The following is a 16,207-nucleotide window of genomic DNA, read 5'->3' as shown; positions in this document are numbered from 1 at the left end:
AATTAGGCAAAAAGTCATGACAGAGGACTATGTCGATGGTTGAAAAGAGGGATGGTTATATTTTTAAAGGAGGTGATTGTCAAGAGAAGAACGTACGAGTTTCATAGATTTTATAGGAATAGGAGCGAACGAAATGGTAAACAAGAAAAGTCCAAAACTAGTCCTGCTGCTGCTTCTCATGATGGTGATGGTGGTGCCTACATACGGGAAGGCTCAAGCGAATGCCCCCCTTAAACCTTTTCCACAGCATGTAACCTATACGAGTGGGACAATTAAACCGAACCATGTCACGCAAACGGTGATGGATAACGCAGTAAAGACGAAGTGGAACGACTGGAAAGCCAAGTATTTGAAGCCCGCTGGAACAGGAAAATACTATGTGAAGTACAACGATCAAGGTCAAACGGTCTCTGAAGCGCATGGATATGGGATGCTTTTTACCGCCATTATGTCAGGGTATGACACGAACGCAAAGACTTACTACGACGGCCTTTATCAATACTACAAGGCTCATCCAAGTCAGAATAACCCGTATCTCATGGCATGGAAGCAAAACAGCAGCTTTCAGAATATCGAAGGCGCGAACTCTGCAACAGATGGTGATATGGACATCGCCTATTCCTTGCTGCTGGCGGATAAGCAGTGGGGAAGCAGCGGAGCTATAAACTATTTGCAGGAAGGCAAAAACATCATTAATGCGATCATGGCGAATGATGTGAACCAGACGCAATGGACGCTGAGGCTGGGCGATTGGGCAACGAGCGGCAGCTACAACACGGCAACTCGACCATCTGATTTTATGCTAAGCCACATGAAGGCCTTTGAGGCGGCAACGGGTGATACGAAGTGGACGAATGTAATCAATAAGACGTACAGCATTATGAATACAATCTATACGAACAACAGCTCGACGACAGGGCTGCTACCAGATTTTGTTGTGCTGAACAGCGGGGTATACAAGCCAGCCTCTGCAGATTTTCTGGAAGGGGCAAATGACGGCAACTACTATTATAATTCTTGTCGGACCCCTTGGCGCATTACCATGGATTATCTCGTAAGCGGAGATAATCGTGCGTTGAATCAGATCAACAAGCTGAACAGCTTTATTCAGACAAAAGCGTCGAACAATCCAGCTAATATCAAGGATGGTTACAAGCTTGACGGCTCTAATGTAGGTTCTTACAACAGCGGTGCCTTCTACGCACCGTTCGGCATCAGCGCCATGACGAGCAGCTCTAACCAGACATGGCTCAATAAGCTGTGGGATCACAACGTGAATCGCCCAGCAGAGCAGTACTACGAAGACAGCATTCGTCTATTTTCTATGCTGGTGATGTCAGGCAATTGGTGGACCCCATAATTTCCTAACCTTACGAAATTGCAATCATGTTGAAAGGCAAATCCATAGGACGAACAGCGAGTCTATGGCACAATAAGTTTATCAACAAATTGACAGTTTCAATGAGGTGAACGGATATGAAACCAAGTACGATTTTATCTTCCCTTTGTTATTTTAGTATATTCTTTGCCCCCTTCCTCTTCCCGCTTCTTATATGGCTAATTGCTGATAATCAAGTGAAAGCTCATGCCAAGAGCGCATTATGGTCGCATGTCGTGCCATTCATCATGCTGGTTTTAGGATTTATTGCTTCATTCTCGATTGGCATTGGTAGCATGAACGGGGTATGGGTTGGAACAGCTATCGTTATTACCTATATCGTGTACATCGTAGTCGGCCTGTATTATCTCATCTGGAATGTGATAAAAGGAATTAAGGTTCTAAAAGAAGCATAAATGTTTGTTCTTTGACGAAGCTGTCCAGTATTGGACAGCTTTTTCTTGTGGGAAAGAAAATTAATAGCATAAAAACTATTAACATAATTGACCAATAGTATAATAGGATATACAATCAAGGTGAAGTTGATGAAATCGCTTACTTCAAATGAGGTTACAGGAGCAATCCTGATATTAGAGAGAAAGCAAGGGATCGCAATGACAAAGCTGATGACAAGAGTAGAGAAGGACTTTTTAGGAACCAAAGAAGTACCTACTGATGCCTATTACGGCATTCAGACGCTTCGTGCTGTAGAGAATTTCCCTATTACGGGATATCGCTTGAACGAGCATCTGATTCGGAGTCTTGCCATCGTAAAAAAAGCAGCCGCATTAGCCAATACAGAGGTAAAGCAGCTGCATCCTAATATGTGCAGCGTCATTGTACAAGCCGCAGACGAGATTATCGAGGGGAAATGGCATGACCACTTTATCGTGGACCCGATTCAAGGCGGAGCAGGTACCTCGATGAATATGAATACAAACGAAGTGATTGCAAATCGCGCGCTTGAGCTGCTTGGCAAGGATAAGGGAGATTATGCAAGCTTAAGCCCGAACAACCATGTCAATCGCTCGCAATCGACGAACGATGTGTTTCCAACGGCCATTCACATCTCTGTGCTGACGTTGATTGATCATTTGCTTGTGACGATGCGTGCCTTACATCAATCTGTGCTGAAGAAGGCAGAGGAATTCAGCCACGTCATTAAGATGGGCCGAACGCATCTGCAGGATGCGGTGCCGATTCGCCTTGGACAGGAATTCGAGGCCTACGCTCGTATGATTGCTCGCGATATTAAGCGTGTTGAGCAAACGAAGGGACACTTGTATGAAGTGAATATGGGGGCTACGGCTGTAGGTACAGGGCTAAACGCCGATCCACAGTACATTAAGCGTGTCGTGGAGATCCTTGCCGAAGTAAGCGGCATGCCGCTTGTTCGTGCAGAGCATCTGATCGATGCTACACAGAACACGGATGCTTATACCGAAGTATCCGCAGCGCTTAAGGTATGTATGATGAACATGTCGAAGATGGCAAATGATCTTCGCTTGCTTGCGTCAGGACCTCGAGCAGGTCTTGGCGAGATTCGTCTGCCAGCCCGTCAGCCAGGCTCCTCCATTATGCCAGGGAAAGTGAATCCTGTTATGTGCGAGGTCGTGAACCAGGCTGCGTTCCAAGTGATTGGCAATGACCATACGATTTGCTTGGCGTCTGAAGCGGGACAGCTTGAGCTTAACGTGATGGAGCCGGTGCTCGTCTTTAATCTTCTAGAGTCCTTAACGATTATGAACAACACTTTGCGTGTGTTCCGTGAATACTGCATCGATGGCATTGAAGCCAATGTGGATCGCTGTAAGGAATATGTGGATCAAAGCGTTGGCATCATTACAGCGATTAGTCCACACTTGGGATATGAGACAGCTGCTCGAATTGCAAGAGAAGCGACAGAGTCCGGGAAATCTGTACGTGAGTTGTGCCTGATGTATCAAGTCCTCACAGAAGAAGAATTGGATTTGATTCTCGATCCCTATGAGATGACAGAGCCTGGAATCGCGGGTGCTGTCTTGTTTGACCGCCAATAATAGGGTGGGTGGAGAAGAATTTCCACGAATAAATGATGAAAGAGACAGTGAAAGCTGTCTCTTTTTGTCGTATGATGTAGAATAGAGGTAGATCATATGCTGAAATGAAGGTAGGAGTATATCAAGTATGGCATTTAGTGCAAGTGCATCTATGAAAAAACTGCGGCAAGAGCGTCGAGAAAATGGACTGTGTGCACAGTGCGGCAATGCATCGGAGAAATATTTATGCACGCGCTGCAACGGGATGAGACGCAAGCCAGAGCCGAAAGAATTTCGTGAGTATCCTAACCAGCGTAAGCTGAAAAAGCAACTTGCTGATAGACGTCTGTATGAGGACATGATTGCGCAAGGGCTTCGGACGAGCGACATTGCTGCTTACTGCGGAGTCACCCAGCGCACGGCAGAAAAGTGGATTTTTGAAGGAAGCGTCCCTCACGAAGAGCGTGTCACCAAGCTGTGCAGATTACTAAAGCGAGATGTGGAATATTATTATCCACTTTATAAATGGTCCAGTAAAAAGTAAGATGGAGCAATTGGCAGCATTAAGGCTGTTAATTGCTATTTTTTTTGCTATTTGGTTTGTGTGAATACTTGAACAATGGTGATAGATTAGGCATGATTATGGGTAAATATCCATTACATCACTAAAAGGAGCTCAAAGTGGACACACTGATAAATGCCACTCGTGTTGAGCCGATACAGCAAAGGAGAGGTTTTTGTCTAATGGACGATGGTAGTTCGGTTATATTTCAGCTTGTGATTATCGCGGTATTAACATTATTGAATGCTTTTTTTGCTGCTGCAGAAATTGCGCTTGTTTCATTGAATAAGAATCGAATTACACGGATGGCGAATGAAGGCAACAAGAAGGCTTCATTATTGTTGAAGCTAATTGAGGACCCAAGCAAGTTTATTGCTACGATTCAAGTCGGAATCACGCTGGCCGGATTCTTCTCCAGTGCATCAGCTGCTACAGGCTTGTCTAAGCAATTTGCTAACATACTAGGAGATATTCCCTACGCCCAGCAGATTTCGGTTATTGTGATTACGATCTTGCTGTCGTATTTCATGCTAGTATTCGGTGAATTGTATCCGAAGCGGGTTGCTTTGCAGAATGCCGAGAAGATTGCGATGTTTGCAGTTAAGCCGATTTTATTTATCAGCAAAATTGCAACGCCATTTGTAAAGCTGCTCTCCTTCTCGACGAACTTGTTAATTAAGCTAACCAAGATGGGTGGCAATGAACAAGACGAGACCGTTTCAAGAGAGGAGATCTGGATGCTTGCTCAAGCAGGTCAAGCAGCTGGAACGATTGCGGCCGAAGAGATTCAAATGCTCAAAGGGGTATTTCAGCTGGATAATAAGGTCGCACGCGAGATCATGACGCCTCGAACGTCTACCTTCGCACTTGATGTAGCGACTGCTCCTGAGTTGTTGGCAGATATTCTCATTGACGAAAACTATTCGCGTGTTCCGATATATGAAGGAGATATCGATTCCATTATTGGCATTCTCCATATGAAGGATTATTTTGCAGAGGCAAGAAAAGTCGGATTTGATCATGTCGATGTTCGAAAGATCATGCGAGAAGCCTATTTTGTACCTGAGACGAAATTTACCGACGATCTGTTAAAGGAACTGCTAGCCTCTCAGCATCATATGGCTGTTCTCATTGACGAATACGGCGGCTTCGCAGGCCTTGTCACGATTGAGGACTTAATGGAGGAGATCGTAGGCGAGATCGATGATGAGTATGACGAAAGCCGAGGCGAGATTATCCGTATCGATGATCATACTTACATGGCTTATGGAACGATGTCAATCGAAGATTTCAATGAGATGTTCAAGACGAAGCTGGAGGCGGTCAGCAACGATACGATCGCAGGCTTCATCCTAGAGCGGATCGGGACGATTCCGAATGAGAATGACCATATCGCTGTCAGACACGATCACATTTTATTTACAGTTGAAGAAATCGTAGATAATCGTCTGAATCGCATTAAGATCACGGTCCAACCTGAAAAAGAATCTGTCTCAGAACACGATAAATAATAGATAAGCCTCACTCCTAGTAACATGGAGTGGGGCTTTTTGCTTATTTTATTTAGAAATGCTCCCTCAACTTTACAAATCCTTTACTAAAATCTAACGTCTGGTTAACAAGAAAGAGGTTCACCGTTAACATTGCCCCCTTAATATGAATCTTGTAAAGAACATAACGAACTCGAAATCACTAGGGGAGTGAAACAAATGAACTTGAACAAAAAGAAATTATCTATCGCTATTCTGATGTCTGCCATTATGATCGTGTCCGCAGCTTGCGGCAACACCGATACCGCTTCTGAAGGTACGAAGACAGAGACGAATCAATCGACGCAATCGAATACACAAGAGAATACTCCTGCAGAATCGGAAAAGAAATTGTCCGGCTCCATTGAAATTGACGGTTCCAGTACCGTTCACCCTATTACAGAAGCAGTAGCTGAGGAATTCGGGAAGGAGCATAGTGATGTTCGTGTTCCCGTAGGCGTATCGGGTACAGGCGGCGGCTTTAAGCGCTTCTGTGCTGGCGAGACTGCGATCAGCAACGCTTCCCGACCAATTAAGGATGAAGAAGCAGAAAAGTGTAAAGCAGCTGGCATTGATTACGTAGAGCTTGAGGTTGCTTATGATGGACTTTCCGTTGTCGTGAATAAAGACAATGATTGGGTAGACCATCTTACAGTTGATGAGTTGAATGCTATCTTCAAGCCAGGCAGCACAGTGAAAACATGGAAGGATGTTCGCCCAGAATGGCCGAATGAAACGATTAAGCTGTACTCCCCTGGAGCAGATTCCGGTACATTTGACTACTTCACAGAGGCAGTAAACGGCAAAGCACAGGAAAGCCGCAATGATAGCCAGATCTCCTTCAGTGAAGATGACAATACATTGGTACAAGGTGTGGCAGGCGAGAAGTATGGATTGGGCTACTTCGGATTTGCTTACTATGAGGAAAATGCAGATACATTAAAGCTTGTTCCAATCGACGGAGGCAAAGGTGCAATTGCTCCATCCGCTGAAACGATCAACGACGGAACGTATGCTCCATTGTCTAGACCGCTCTACGTATACGTGAGCAAGAAGGCTCTTGAACGTGAAGAAGTGCGTGCATTCGCAGAATTCTATGTGAAGAATGCTGCAACGCTTGCGGAAGAAGTAGGCTATATCCGTCTGCCGCAAGAAGAGTATGACAAAGATATGGAAGCATTGAAAGGCTAATCAACAACTTGAATTTTTGAAGGATTATACAATCTCTTCTCGTCATATGACTGAATGGACCAACCTGTTTACTCTCACAGGTTGGTTTCTCATTTTATCCAGCAGGGGAGAATCTATTAGACTTGCAATTTGATAGTAGAATCCGTTATATTTGCTGGAGTTACATATAATTGGAGGATGAGATGCAAAACTGGATTACAGAATTTATGGAAAGCTATGGTTATCTAGCTGTGTTTTTAATGATTACGGTTGAAAATGTGTTTCCGCCAATCCCATCCGAGCTTATTCTAACGTTTGGTGGATTTATGACGACCTATACGGAGCTTACGCTGACAGGTGTCATCGTGATTGCTACGCTAGGTTCAGTTGCAGGTGCGATCATTCTTTACTGGCTTGGGTATGTGCTCAGAATAGAGCGTCTCGAACTTATCGTAGATCGCTATGGACATATCCTAAGGCTAAAGAGAGAGGATCTGCACAAAGCGAATGCATGGTTTGACCGCTTTGGGTATTGGACAGTACTTTTCTGCCGCATGGTACCGTTGATTCGCAGCTTGATCTCGATTCCAGCAGGTATGGCTAAAATGAACTTCTGGTTGTTTTTGCTGTTTACAACAATCGGTTCATTGATCTGGAATATCATCCTTGTATCTCTAGGAGCAGCCGTTGGCGGCTCTTGGGAGAAGATTGTTGAGGTTATGGATGTGTACTCCAACATTACCTATGCCGTGATTGCCATTGCCTTTATTGGCGGCGTCTTCTGGTTCTATCGTAAACGTAAAAAACAAAAGTAAGCACCATATATGAAAGAGAAAGTTTCGAATGCACACAAAAGACCTTGCTGAGTAATCAGTAAGGTCTTTATTTTTGCCTTGAAGCATGAGTACAGGAATGCGCTATTCTTAATTACAAAAAGAATGAATGTACTGCGAAACAAATGAAGCGGATGCCAATAATTTTAAATATTAAAATTTGACATGACACTAAACGGAGTCATATAATAAAGACACCATTTGGTGTCCTATTAAAGGGTTGGTGATTTTGAACGAGAATAATCAAGAGCGTGATATCTATGCTGCCATCGCGGATCCAACCAGACGCAAGCTGCTGCGTTTGTTGGCGGATGTGGAAGAACTGCCTCTCAATGAGTTGACCGTTCATTTTGACATGGGACGTACGGCGGTATCGAAGCATTTGGCCATACTTAAAGAAGCGGGTCTCGTAATCAGCAGGAAGGTTGGCAGGGAAACGCGTTATCGCCTACAGGCAGCTCCATTGCGGGAAGTTGAGAATTGGGTATCGTTTTACAGCAAGTTCTGGAGTGAAAGAATATCACGTCTAAACCAATTATTACAGGAGGAACAAAAGATGAGCCTAACCGTAACCCAAGATTTTTCATTTGAAAGTCCGATTGAAAAGGTATGGCATGCCTTAACAGATGCGAACACACTTGCAAAGTGGGTAATGGCAAATGATATGAAGCCAGTCGTTGGACACAAATTCCAGTTCCGCAATGAGCAGTGGAATTTGATTATCGATTCCGAGGTTCTTGAAGTACATGAGCCTAATAAGCTTTCTTACACTTGGGTAGGTGGCGGAATTAACACTACAATTACATGGACACTAAGATACGAGGATGGAACCACTTATCTGCATCTTGAACAAACAGGATTTGAAAAAGAAGATCAAGCGTTCAATGGTGCGAAATTTGGTTGGGCGAGAATGGGCGGAGAACTAAAAACATTGCTAGCGGAAATGTGAGGCTAGTCCGTTTTTCCTTTATTCGCTTTGAACTCGCGCATAACAATGGAGCAAGCAGCCCGGGTTTGAACGCAGCTGTTTGCTCTATTTATATGGGGTTAAGCCGTAATGAGGATTGATCATTTTTCTGTCTACGGATCAATAAATTGAAGAGGGGTACTCCTTGATGACCAAGCGTTTGAATCCTAAAGTTGATGAATTTTTAAGCAAAGCAAAAAAGTGGAAGGTCGAATTCGAGACGTTAAGAAGGATCGTCCTTGAGTGTGAGCTGACTGAGGAATTTAAATGGATGCATCCTTGCTACACGTTGGAGAATAAAAACATCGTATTAATCCATGGGTTCAAGGATTATTGTGCGCTTCTGTTTCACAAAGGGGCACTGCTTCGAGATGAGATGGGTATATTAATCCAACAAACCGAGAACGTTCAAGCTGCCCGTCAGATTCGGTTTACCAATGTGGAAGAAATCGTTGAGGCGGAAGCCCATTTGAAAGCTTATATTTACGAAGCAATGGAGGTTGAAAAAGCCGGTTTAGAAGTTAATTTTAAAAAGACGGAAGAATACAAGATTCCAGAAGAGTTTCAACATAAACTTGATGAAAATCCTGACTTGAAAACGGCTTTTGAAGATTTAACACCAGGGCGGCAAAGAGCCTACCTGCATTATTTTTCTGAACCCAAACAATCCAAAACAAGAGCGTCACGGGTTGAAAAGTATGTCAAGCAGATTCTCATAGGAAAAGGATTGCACGATTAGTCTTTTCAATGAAAAACGATTCAGAGAATCTATAACCTGTCCATGAGACAGGTTTTTTTGCTTTGTAGAGAGCACAAGCAAGTAGATTAGCCCCCCGAAAGGCAAACATGACGAGGTTCACCTTATTACGATTCACGATACAGTTGTATTTCTAAAACGCGGCAGCTAGGATTTGATTATCCTTAGCTGCCATTGTTTTCGTTAAGGAATCTTATTGACCAATGTTACGAATCACGTGTTGGTTTGTCCCAAGACTGCTTGTGCAATCAGCTGAAGTGATCGTACTCTAGCCTCAAATTCATGGATTGGACTTACAATCATAATCTCATCTGTACCAAGCTCTTCGGCAATGCAATGCAGCTTATCTCTTACTTCAGCAGGCGTTCCGATTGCTTTACGAACCTGTGACGCCTCGATGATTGCTCGCTCCTGAACGGTATAAGGATACGATAGAGCTTGCTCAACGGATGGGAGCCGAGCTGGCATGCGTCCTGTATGAAGCAGCATAAAGAACAAGTCGGAGCTTGACGCCAGTGCACTTGCTTCCTCGCTTGTATCCGCACAGATTGCCATCACGGCGGCCAATGAGCGGGGAGCGGCATTTAGTCTCGATGGCTTGAATTGTTCCTGATAGCGATGTATGGCTCCCTCGGTTCCCGGAATACCAAAAAACTGCGCGTATGCATAGGCAGTCCCATAATCAGAAGCAATCGATCCGCTGCCATATGTGGACCCAAGCATCCAGATATCTGGTGCATGGTCTAGCGAAGGGGAGGCAAGCAAACCTTTAAATCGATGCCCATTAGGCAGGTCGTCGTAAAGATAACCTTCAATATCATTTAGTTTCTTAGCTGTATCATCGCTTGCCTTTATTTGCATGCCTTCTTGCAGAGCTCTTGTGGAGAGCATGGCGCCTCCAGGAGCACGTCCGATCCCAAGATCTATTCGACCTGGGTATAAAGCTTCTAAAAGGCGGAAATTCTCAGCTACTTTATAAGCGCTGTAGTGGGACAACATGACACCGCCGGAGCCGATACGAATCTTCTTGGTATGGGCGGCTAGATGTGCGATCAAGATCTCAGGACTAGAATGAGCATGTCCTTCTGCGCCATGGTGTTCTGATACCCAGAATCTTGTCAAACCAAGAGCATCTGCCTCTTGCGCAAGTTGAGTGGTTTCCCGCAATGTATCCTCTGGAGTACGGCCCTCACTTATTTGTGAATGGTCTAAAAAGCTGAGTTTCATGGAATCCACCTCCATCAAGGTCTAAAGCTTCAGTTAATATGGAATCCACCTCCATCAAGGTCTAAAGCTTCAGTTAATGTAGTAACTATATTTTCTATATTAAAATATTTGGCGTTCATTGGCAAATCCGTCACTCACGTCTCGATAATTGCAAAAGATGAGAATAATACCTATGATTTATTGAAACGGATGTTTGATGTAAACGTATTAGGTTGAAGATAGATAAAGAGAATGATGGACGGCTGCAACTTGGTCGTCAATTAGTTAACACGGCTCGGAGTAAGGGGAGATACAGATTGGAACAAGAAGAAACCAAGCAACACATCAAGCAAGAGCAACGATTAAGCAGCAAGCTGATCAACTTTATTCTTCATAATAAGTTCGTTATCTTTCTACTTATACTGCTGCTTGTTGGATTGAATATTTTTGTATTTTCAAAGATATCGTATATTTTTCAACCATTAAAGGTACTGATTACTACCGTTTCGCTGCCTATCATCCTAGCTGGAGTAGCCTATTATCTGCTCAATCCAATTGTGGATATTCTGGAAAGATTCAAGGTGAAGCGGATTTATAGCATTCTATTGCTGTATTTAATCATTATCGGACTCATTACCTTTTTAATCGTCGCGATTATTCCATTTATTAAAGAACAGACGCTAAGCTTAATTGAGAACTTCCCTAAATATTATAATGAAGCGATGGCGACCTTTGAAAAATGGATAGGCAGTGACATCTTTAACCATTTTCAACGGGAATCAGGTATTGATTTTAATCAAATGATTCGAGACTTGACGGGCAAGGCTGCCGCCTTCTTTAATAACACATTAAGCGGCATTGGCTCAATCGTAGGCAAAGTGACAGAAGTTGTGCTTGCCATCGTCATTGTTCCGTTCGTGTTGTTCTATCTTTTGAAAGACGGGAAGAAACTTCCGGATTATATGGTAAAGTTCCTGCCCAACAAATTACGCAATGGTACTCAGCACGTAATGTCTGAGATGAACCGTCAGATCAGTACCTATATTAGAGCACAAATTATTGATAGCTTCTGTATCGGAATCTTATTGTATATCGGATACATGATTATAGGATTGGAGTATTCTCTTGTCCTTGCGATTATCGCAGCATTCACCAGTGTCGTGCCTTATCTTGGGCCCACGATTGCAATCACGCCTGCGTTAATTGTCGCACTCTTTATGTCACCTGTGATGCTGCTGAAGATGATTGTCGTTTGGACCGTCGTTCAGTTCATCGAAGGCAAATTTATCTCGCCTCAGATCATGGGCAAGACGTTGAAAATTCACCCGATCACCGTCATCTTTGTCATCCTGACAGCGGGCAACCTCTTTGGCATAATCGGCGTCATTTTGGCCGTACCGGGCTATGCTGTTCTTAAAGTCATCGCAACGCACTTGTTCCAATGGTTCAAGATGAGATCTGGCTTGTATGATCGAGAAGGCGAACATGAAATGAATTAATCGTTCCAGCTCCCTCCATGCGAATGTATCGCAGCGAGGGAGCTTTTGCATGCAGGATGTTAGAGCCATAAACGCTTCTATTAAAGGGCAGTCAGTTGGAAACGCCGAATCCTATTTTTAGATTCCAGAAATCCGTTTAATAATACATAATGGAAGATGGAACCGTTTCAAGTTGTCGTTTGAAAAAGCAAGAAACATTACGGGCAGATATAGGTGGCTATCATGAAACGAAACAGCATCATAAGATTAGGCCTGCTGCTGCTTGCCGGAATGATTGTACTTCCTTCGTGCAGCACGAAGAGGCAGGAACGTCAATATCACGCAGCGGATACGTTTACGGCCTATGTGGCAACAGACATTCATTACTTTGCTCCTGAACTGATGGACGATGGTCCTGCATTTCGCAAATATGTGGATACAGGAGACAGCAAGCAGCTTGAATTGATGGACGATATTATGCAGGCATTTATTCGTGATATCTCGCTAAACAAGCCAGAGCTGCTTATTGTGAGCGGAGATGTGAGCAATAATGGCGAGCGTAAAAGCCATGAACAGCTTGCAAGCATGTTTCAGCAAATGGAGGAGCTTGGAACACAGGTTTACGTGATTCCTGGCAATCATGATATTTTAAACCCGTGGTCAAGCCAATTTAAGGGAGATAAGCAGGTAAAGGCTGATTATGTAACACCAGAGCAATTTTCTGAGATTTACAAAGCATTTGGCTATGATGAGGCTGTATCTAGAGATTCCAAGACGCTGAGCTATATGGCAGCTCCCGCGCCGCATGTTAGATTGCTTATGCTTGATACCTGTCTATACCGATCGAATGAGCGCCTTAGAAAGCCTGAATTGACAGGTATTATCCCTTCATCTACGCAGAGGTGGATTCGTGAAGTGGTCAAGGAAGCAAGGAAAGAGGGGGCAGACGTACTCCCAGTGATGCATCATAACTTGCTTTCGCATAATGATCTGTCCGGCAAGGAATACCAAATTATAAATCACCAAGAGATTGTATCATTGTTTCAAGAGCTGAATCTTCCACTCGTACTGTCAGGCCATGTTCATCTGCAGCATATATCGGCAACAGATGAAGCAGTTGCAGAAGAATCATCAAGTTCGTCCACGATTTATGATGTGGCTACAAGTGCACTAAGCGTATATCCGCATCAGTATGGCTTTTTGCGGCATGATGCAAAGGAACGGTCATGGAAATACTTTACCGTTCCTGTTGAGGTAGAGAAGTGGGCTAAGCATACAGGGGTAGAGGACAATCGACTGCTTTCGTTTAATCCATATGCCAAGCAATACTTTGAAGACTTTACGAGACGAATGGTGAGAGAAGAGCTGCTTCTGGAGCATTACAGCCATGACGAGATTGAGTCAATGAGTGAATTTATGGTTCAGATCAACAATGATTATTTTGCAGGGAAACCAATCGCGAACCGCGAACAACTTCTGCTTTCTGATGCCTACGAGTTATGGACAAAAGCGAAGCCGTCCTACCTTAAAGGCTACGTAGTGAGTATGCTTCAACCCTATAAGCATGCGCATAATGAATTTATGATGAAAATAGAGAAGTAGTTTGAAGTGAAAGTTAGCACATAATTACCGTCCAGATAACTCATATTAATAAAATGACATTTCACCATGAGTTCATGAAGGAGGAATCTGGACATGCCAACATGGCTGGAAATTACACTTCGAACGCTGGCAGCTGTTGTTTCTTTATACTTTCTAACAAAGTTATTGGGTAAGAGGCAAGTGTCCCAATTGTCTGTATTTGAGTACATAACAGGCATAACGATTGGCAGCTTGGCAGCCTATATCGGATTGGAGCAGGATCCACGATGGTATTGGGGCATTCTATCGCTCGCGGTGTGGGTTGCAGTATCGTATGCGATCGAATGGATCCAAATCAAATCCAAAAAAGGTAGGGATTTTATTGACGGCTCTACCCAAGTCTTAATTAAAAGTGGTCGCATCATGGAAGAGAATCTAATGAAAGAAAAAATTACGTCAGACGAGCTAATGGAAGGCCTAAGAAAAAAGAGTGTATTTCGTGTTGCGGATGTGGAGTTTGCAGTCATTGAACCGAGTGGGGAAATCAATGTTCAATTAAAAAAAGAACATCAGCCGCTGACTGCAAACGATCTTGGCATCATTATGCAGCATGAGCGCTCCCCTCAGATTCTCATTATGGACGGAGAAGTGATGAATGAGCAGCTGCGAGGCGAAGGGCTTGATGAGCACTGGCTGAAGAAGGAGCTTGCTAAGCTCGGGGTGAAAGTGGAAGATGTATTCCTTGCGCAGGTGGATGCGAACAAACAGCTGTACGTGGACTTGTATGACGACAAGCGAACGTTAAACAATCAGTATCAGCCCACAGCAAATGTATTGCTGCAGCTTAGACAGATTGAAGCGAGTCTGAAAACGTCAACGGAAGCATCTAAGGATGAAAAAGCGATTCAGCTGCACCAGCTAGTAGAGCGGTTCCGTCAGGACCTCGAACAGGTAATGGAGGATCCGCTGCCCCCATTAAAGCAGTGATGTCTCCAATTGAATGAATATAAAATTAATTTATGGTGTCCGCAGGTCATTAGACGTTGCGGGCTTTTTTTATTGAACTTAGTGGAAAAGTATAAACGGTCCAGAAGGGGGAATTCAAGCATGGGGTGGAAACTAATGGGCAGAAAGGAGGACTTCTTTCATTCCGAGCGCAATTAATTAATAGTAGCGGATAATCAAGAAGAGAGGATGAGGGTTATGAATCGTGCATTATGGCTGAAAACATCAATCTTGTTCGTTGTTTGCCTGATAACCACATCATGCGATCCATTTTCATTTTCCTCGTTCGCTCCTAGGCAGGATAAAGGAGCGGCTGATCAAGTGATCCAAGTGGTGATTAACGACCTTGGTTTAGAATTTCCAGATGGCATGAATGAGAATCAGAATCCTTATGTTGAAGAGATCAGAGCTCGGACGAACCTAAATGTTCAGTTTGTCCTCCCGCTAGCTTCGGTCTATGAAGAGAAGCTGAATGTATATATGTCACAGGAAAAGCGGCCTGATATGCTGCATGTGTATAATCCCGTTTGGCTGGATCGGTATATGAAGGCTGGTGAGCTTATCCCGCTTGATGATCTCCTGAAAGAACATGGACAGGAACTGCTTAAAAAGATTCCGAAGGAAGCATGGAAACAGGTGACGTACGAAGGACATATCTATGCCATTCCAAGCCTGCATGAGATTAAGGGCGTCGAACTGATGTACGCCAGAAATGATTGGCTGGATCGGCTCGGCCTGAAGCCGCCGACGACATTAGAGGAGTATGCGGAGGTTATCAGGGCCTTCAAGGAGGATGATCCTGATGGAAATGGTCTTCAGGATACGACAGGGCTGATTTTGACAGAAAATTTAGGCAGGTCCGCTCCGTTCTTTGGAGCTTTTGGAACGCAATTGGATAGCTGGATCGTTCGTGATGGGCGACTTGCTTACGGAAGTCTTGTTCCTGAGGCGAAGGAAGCCATTGCCTTTTTAAGGAAGCTGTATCAGGAGCAGCTGCTTGATCAGGAGTTTCCTCTCAATCGACACCGCAATCTAGAAAGTAAAGTGGTTGAAGGGACTGTTGGACTCTTTTCTGCGGCATGGTATGACACCCGAGGGATGATCGCAGAAAGCAAGCGCCGAAATCCGCATGCTGAATGGATCGTCTTGAATTATCCAACTGGTCCCGACGGTGCAAATGGAGTCTATAGCGAGGATTTGATCCGTGGATATAACGTCATACCTACCGGCACGAAGCGTGCTGCCGAGGTCATACAGCTGTTGAATTATATCGCTGGCGATGGAGCAAAAGTGTTGAAGCTGGGCTTCGAGAATCAAGTATGGCAGATGATCGATGGGAAGATCAAGACCAACTTTGAGGAGCATGACAAGCACCTCTACCGCGGTATCTACCAGTCGCTTGTTAATCTACAGGATCCTGTGCTTGATAAGCAAAGGCTTGATTCACTCGGCAATTATCAGTTGCACGACAATTTGAAGTACATAGAGCAGCATTTGATCCTGAATGCGTTCCAAGGCATGCCGACACCTGCAATGAACAGGCTGAGCATGAAGCCAATGGATCTCTACGAACGATTTGTTCGAATAATCGTTGGCGTGGATGCTCTCGATGCGTTCGACCAAGTTGCGGAGGAATGGCTGGATAGCGGCGGTCGAGAGGTTACTCGTGAAGTAAATGCATGGTATCGGCAGCAGCAGTGGACGAACCCCAAGTGAGGTGATG

Annotated in this window: 14 protein-coding genes; 13 read left to right on the top strand and 1 reads right to left on the bottom strand. The window is 44.2% G+C overall.

Translation table 11 applies throughout. The features are described from left to right. Nucleotides 1-133 precede the first annotated feature (133 nt). From I2H74_RS18240 to I2H74_RS18200, 9 genes are all read left to right on the top strand, one after another. Nucleotides 134-1,360 carry a glycosyl hydrolase family 8 gene (locus I2H74_RS18240; protein WP_229106813.1) on the top strand — a complete coding sequence of 409 codons (1,227 nt, stop codon included), beginning with the start codon at nt 134-136 and terminating at the stop codon, nt 1,358-1,360. Nucleotides 1,361-1,476: 116 nt separating this feature from the next. Beyond that, nucleotides 1,477-1,794 carry a DUF4870 domain-containing protein gene (locus I2H74_RS18235; protein WP_195575663.1) on the top strand — a complete coding sequence of 106 codons (318 nt, stop codon included), beginning with the start codon at nt 1,477-1,479 and terminating at the stop codon, nt 1,792-1,794. 198 nt (nt 1,795-1,992) lie between these two features. Then, nucleotides 1,993-3,417, top strand: coding sequence for an aspartate ammonia-lyase (gene aspA, locus I2H74_RS18230; protein ID WP_195575694.1), 1,425 nt, complete (start codon nt 1,993-1,995; stop codon nt 3,415-3,417). 127 nt (nt 3,418-3,544) lie between these two features. Then, nucleotides 3,545-3,940, top strand: a complete 396-nt coding sequence (locus tag I2H74_RS18225) for a helix-turn-helix domain-containing protein (RefSeq protein WP_195575662.1) — start codon at nt 3,545-3,547, stop codon at nt 3,938-3,940. Between the two features lie 200 nt (nt 3,941-4,140). After that, nucleotides 4,141-5,469 (top strand): hemolysin family protein, encoded by a 1,329-nt coding sequence (locus I2H74_RS18220; RefSeq protein ID WP_195575661.1) that lies wholly within the window; start codon nt 4,141-4,143, stop codon nt 5,467-5,469. Nucleotides 5,470-5,667: 198 nt separating this feature from the next. Continuing rightward, a complete protein-coding gene (locus I2H74_RS18215; protein ID WP_195575660.1) occupies nt 5,668-6,678 on the top strand; it encodes a PstS family phosphate ABC transporter substrate-binding protein in 1,011 nt (336 codons plus the stop codon). Between the two features lie 182 nt (nt 6,679-6,860). Further along, nucleotides 6,861-7,472, top strand: coding sequence for a DedA family protein (locus I2H74_RS18210; protein ID WP_195575659.1), 612 nt, complete (start codon nt 6,861-6,863; stop codon nt 7,470-7,472). Between the two features lie 247 nt (nt 7,473-7,719). Then, the gene (locus tag I2H74_RS25330; RefSeq protein ID WP_195575658.1) at nt 7,720-8,439 is read left to right on the top strand and encodes a metalloregulator ArsR/SmtB family transcription factor; all 720 of its coding nucleotides are present in this window, start codon (nt 7,720-7,722) and stop codon (nt 8,437-8,439) included. Between the two features lie 166 nt (nt 8,440-8,605). Continuing rightward, complete coding sequence (locus tag I2H74_RS18200) at nt 8,606-9,196, top strand: YdeI/OmpD-associated family protein (RefSeq protein WP_420707461.1); 591 nt, start codon at nt 8,606-8,608, stop codon at nt 9,194-9,196. A gap of 231 nt (nt 9,197-9,427) precedes the next feature. Here the strand turns inward: I2H74_RS18200 and I2H74_RS18195 are convergent, their stop codons facing one another. Beyond that, nucleotides 9,428-10,441: an LLM class flavin-dependent oxidoreductase gene (locus I2H74_RS18195; RefSeq protein WP_195575656.1), complete on the bottom strand. Its 1,014-nt coding sequence runs from the start codon at nt 10,439-10,441 to the stop codon at nt 9,428-9,430. Nucleotides 10,442-10,764: 323 nt separating this feature from the next. Between I2H74_RS18195 and I2H74_RS18190 the strand changes: the two genes are divergently transcribed. The 4 genes from I2H74_RS18190 to I2H74_RS18175 all read left to right on the top strand — a co-directional run bounded on the left by I2H74_RS18190 (nt 10,765) and on the right by I2H74_RS18175 (nt 16,200). Continuing rightward, nucleotides 10,765-11,919 (top strand): AI-2E family transporter, encoded by a 1,155-nt coding sequence (locus I2H74_RS18190; RefSeq protein WP_195575693.1) that lies wholly within the window; start codon nt 10,765-10,767, stop codon nt 11,917-11,919. Nucleotides 11,920-12,141: 222 nt separating this feature from the next. Beyond that, complete coding sequence (locus I2H74_RS18185; protein ID WP_195575655.1) at nt 12,142-13,500, top strand: metallophosphoesterase; 1,359 nt, start codon at nt 12,142-12,144, stop codon at nt 13,498-13,500. A 93-nt stretch (nt 13,501-13,593) separates the two neighbouring features. Then, nucleotides 13,594-14,466: a DUF421 domain-containing protein gene (locus I2H74_RS18180; RefSeq protein WP_195575654.1), complete on the top strand. Its 873-nt coding sequence runs from the start codon at nt 13,594-13,596 to the stop codon at nt 14,464-14,466. Between the two features lie 339 nt (nt 14,467-14,805). Beyond that, nucleotides 14,806-16,200 (top strand): extracellular solute-binding protein, encoded by a 1,395-nt coding sequence (locus I2H74_RS18175; protein ID WP_324254104.1) that lies wholly within the window; start codon nt 14,806-14,808, stop codon nt 16,198-16,200. The last annotated feature ends 7 nt before the right edge of the window (nt 16,201-16,207 follow it).

Source organism: Paenibacillus sp. 1001270B_150601_E10, assembly GCF_015558675.1.
Classification (GTDB): domain Bacteria; phylum Bacillota; class Bacilli; order Paenibacillales; family Paenibacillaceae; genus Paenibacillus_B.
This window is presented reverse-complemented; position numbering and strand designations above follow the sequence as displayed.

Excerpts from the sequence above, each read along its gene's own strand:
- I2H74_RS18225 (WP_195575662.1), top strand. The coding sequence starts at position 3,545 with ATGGCATTTAGTGCAAGTGCATCTATGAAAAAACTGCGGCAAGAGCGT.
- I2H74_RS18210 (WP_195575659.1), top strand. The coding sequence starts at position 6,861 with ATGCAAAACTGGATTACAGAATTTATGGAAAGCTATGGTTATCTAGCT.
- I2H74_RS18195 (WP_195575656.1), bottom strand. The coding sequence starts at position 10,441 with ATGAAACTCAGCTTTTTAGACCATTCACAAATAAGTGAGGGCCGTACT.
- aspA (WP_195575694.1), top strand. The coding sequence starts at position 1,993 with ATGACAAAGCTGATGACAAGAGTAGAGAAGGACTTTTTAGGAACCAAA.
- I2H74_RS18180 (WP_195575654.1), top strand. The coding sequence starts at position 13,594 with ATGCCAACATGGCTGGAAATTACACTTCGAACGCTGGCAGCTGTTGTT.
- I2H74_RS18200 (WP_420707461.1), top strand. The coding sequence starts at position 8,606 with ATGACCAAGCGTTTGAATCCTAAAGTTGATGAATTTTTAAGCAAAGCA.
- I2H74_RS18185 (WP_195575655.1), top strand. The coding sequence starts at position 12,142 with ATGAAACGAAACAGCATCATAAGATTAGGCCTGCTGCTGCTTGCCGGA.
- I2H74_RS18240 (WP_229106813.1), top strand. The coding sequence starts at position 134 with ATGGTAAACAAGAAAAGTCCAAAACTAGTCCTGCTGCTGCTTCTCATG.
- I2H74_RS18215 (WP_195575660.1), top strand. The coding sequence starts at position 5,668 with ATGAACTTGAACAAAAAGAAATTATCTATCGCTATTCTGATGTCTGCC.
- I2H74_RS18235 (WP_195575663.1), top strand. The coding sequence starts at position 1,477 with ATGAAACCAAGTACGATTTTATCTTCCCTTTGTTATTTTAGTATATTC.
- I2H74_RS18220 (WP_195575661.1), top strand. The coding sequence starts at position 4,141 with ATGGACGATGGTAGTTCGGTTATATTTCAGCTTGTGATTATCGCGGTA.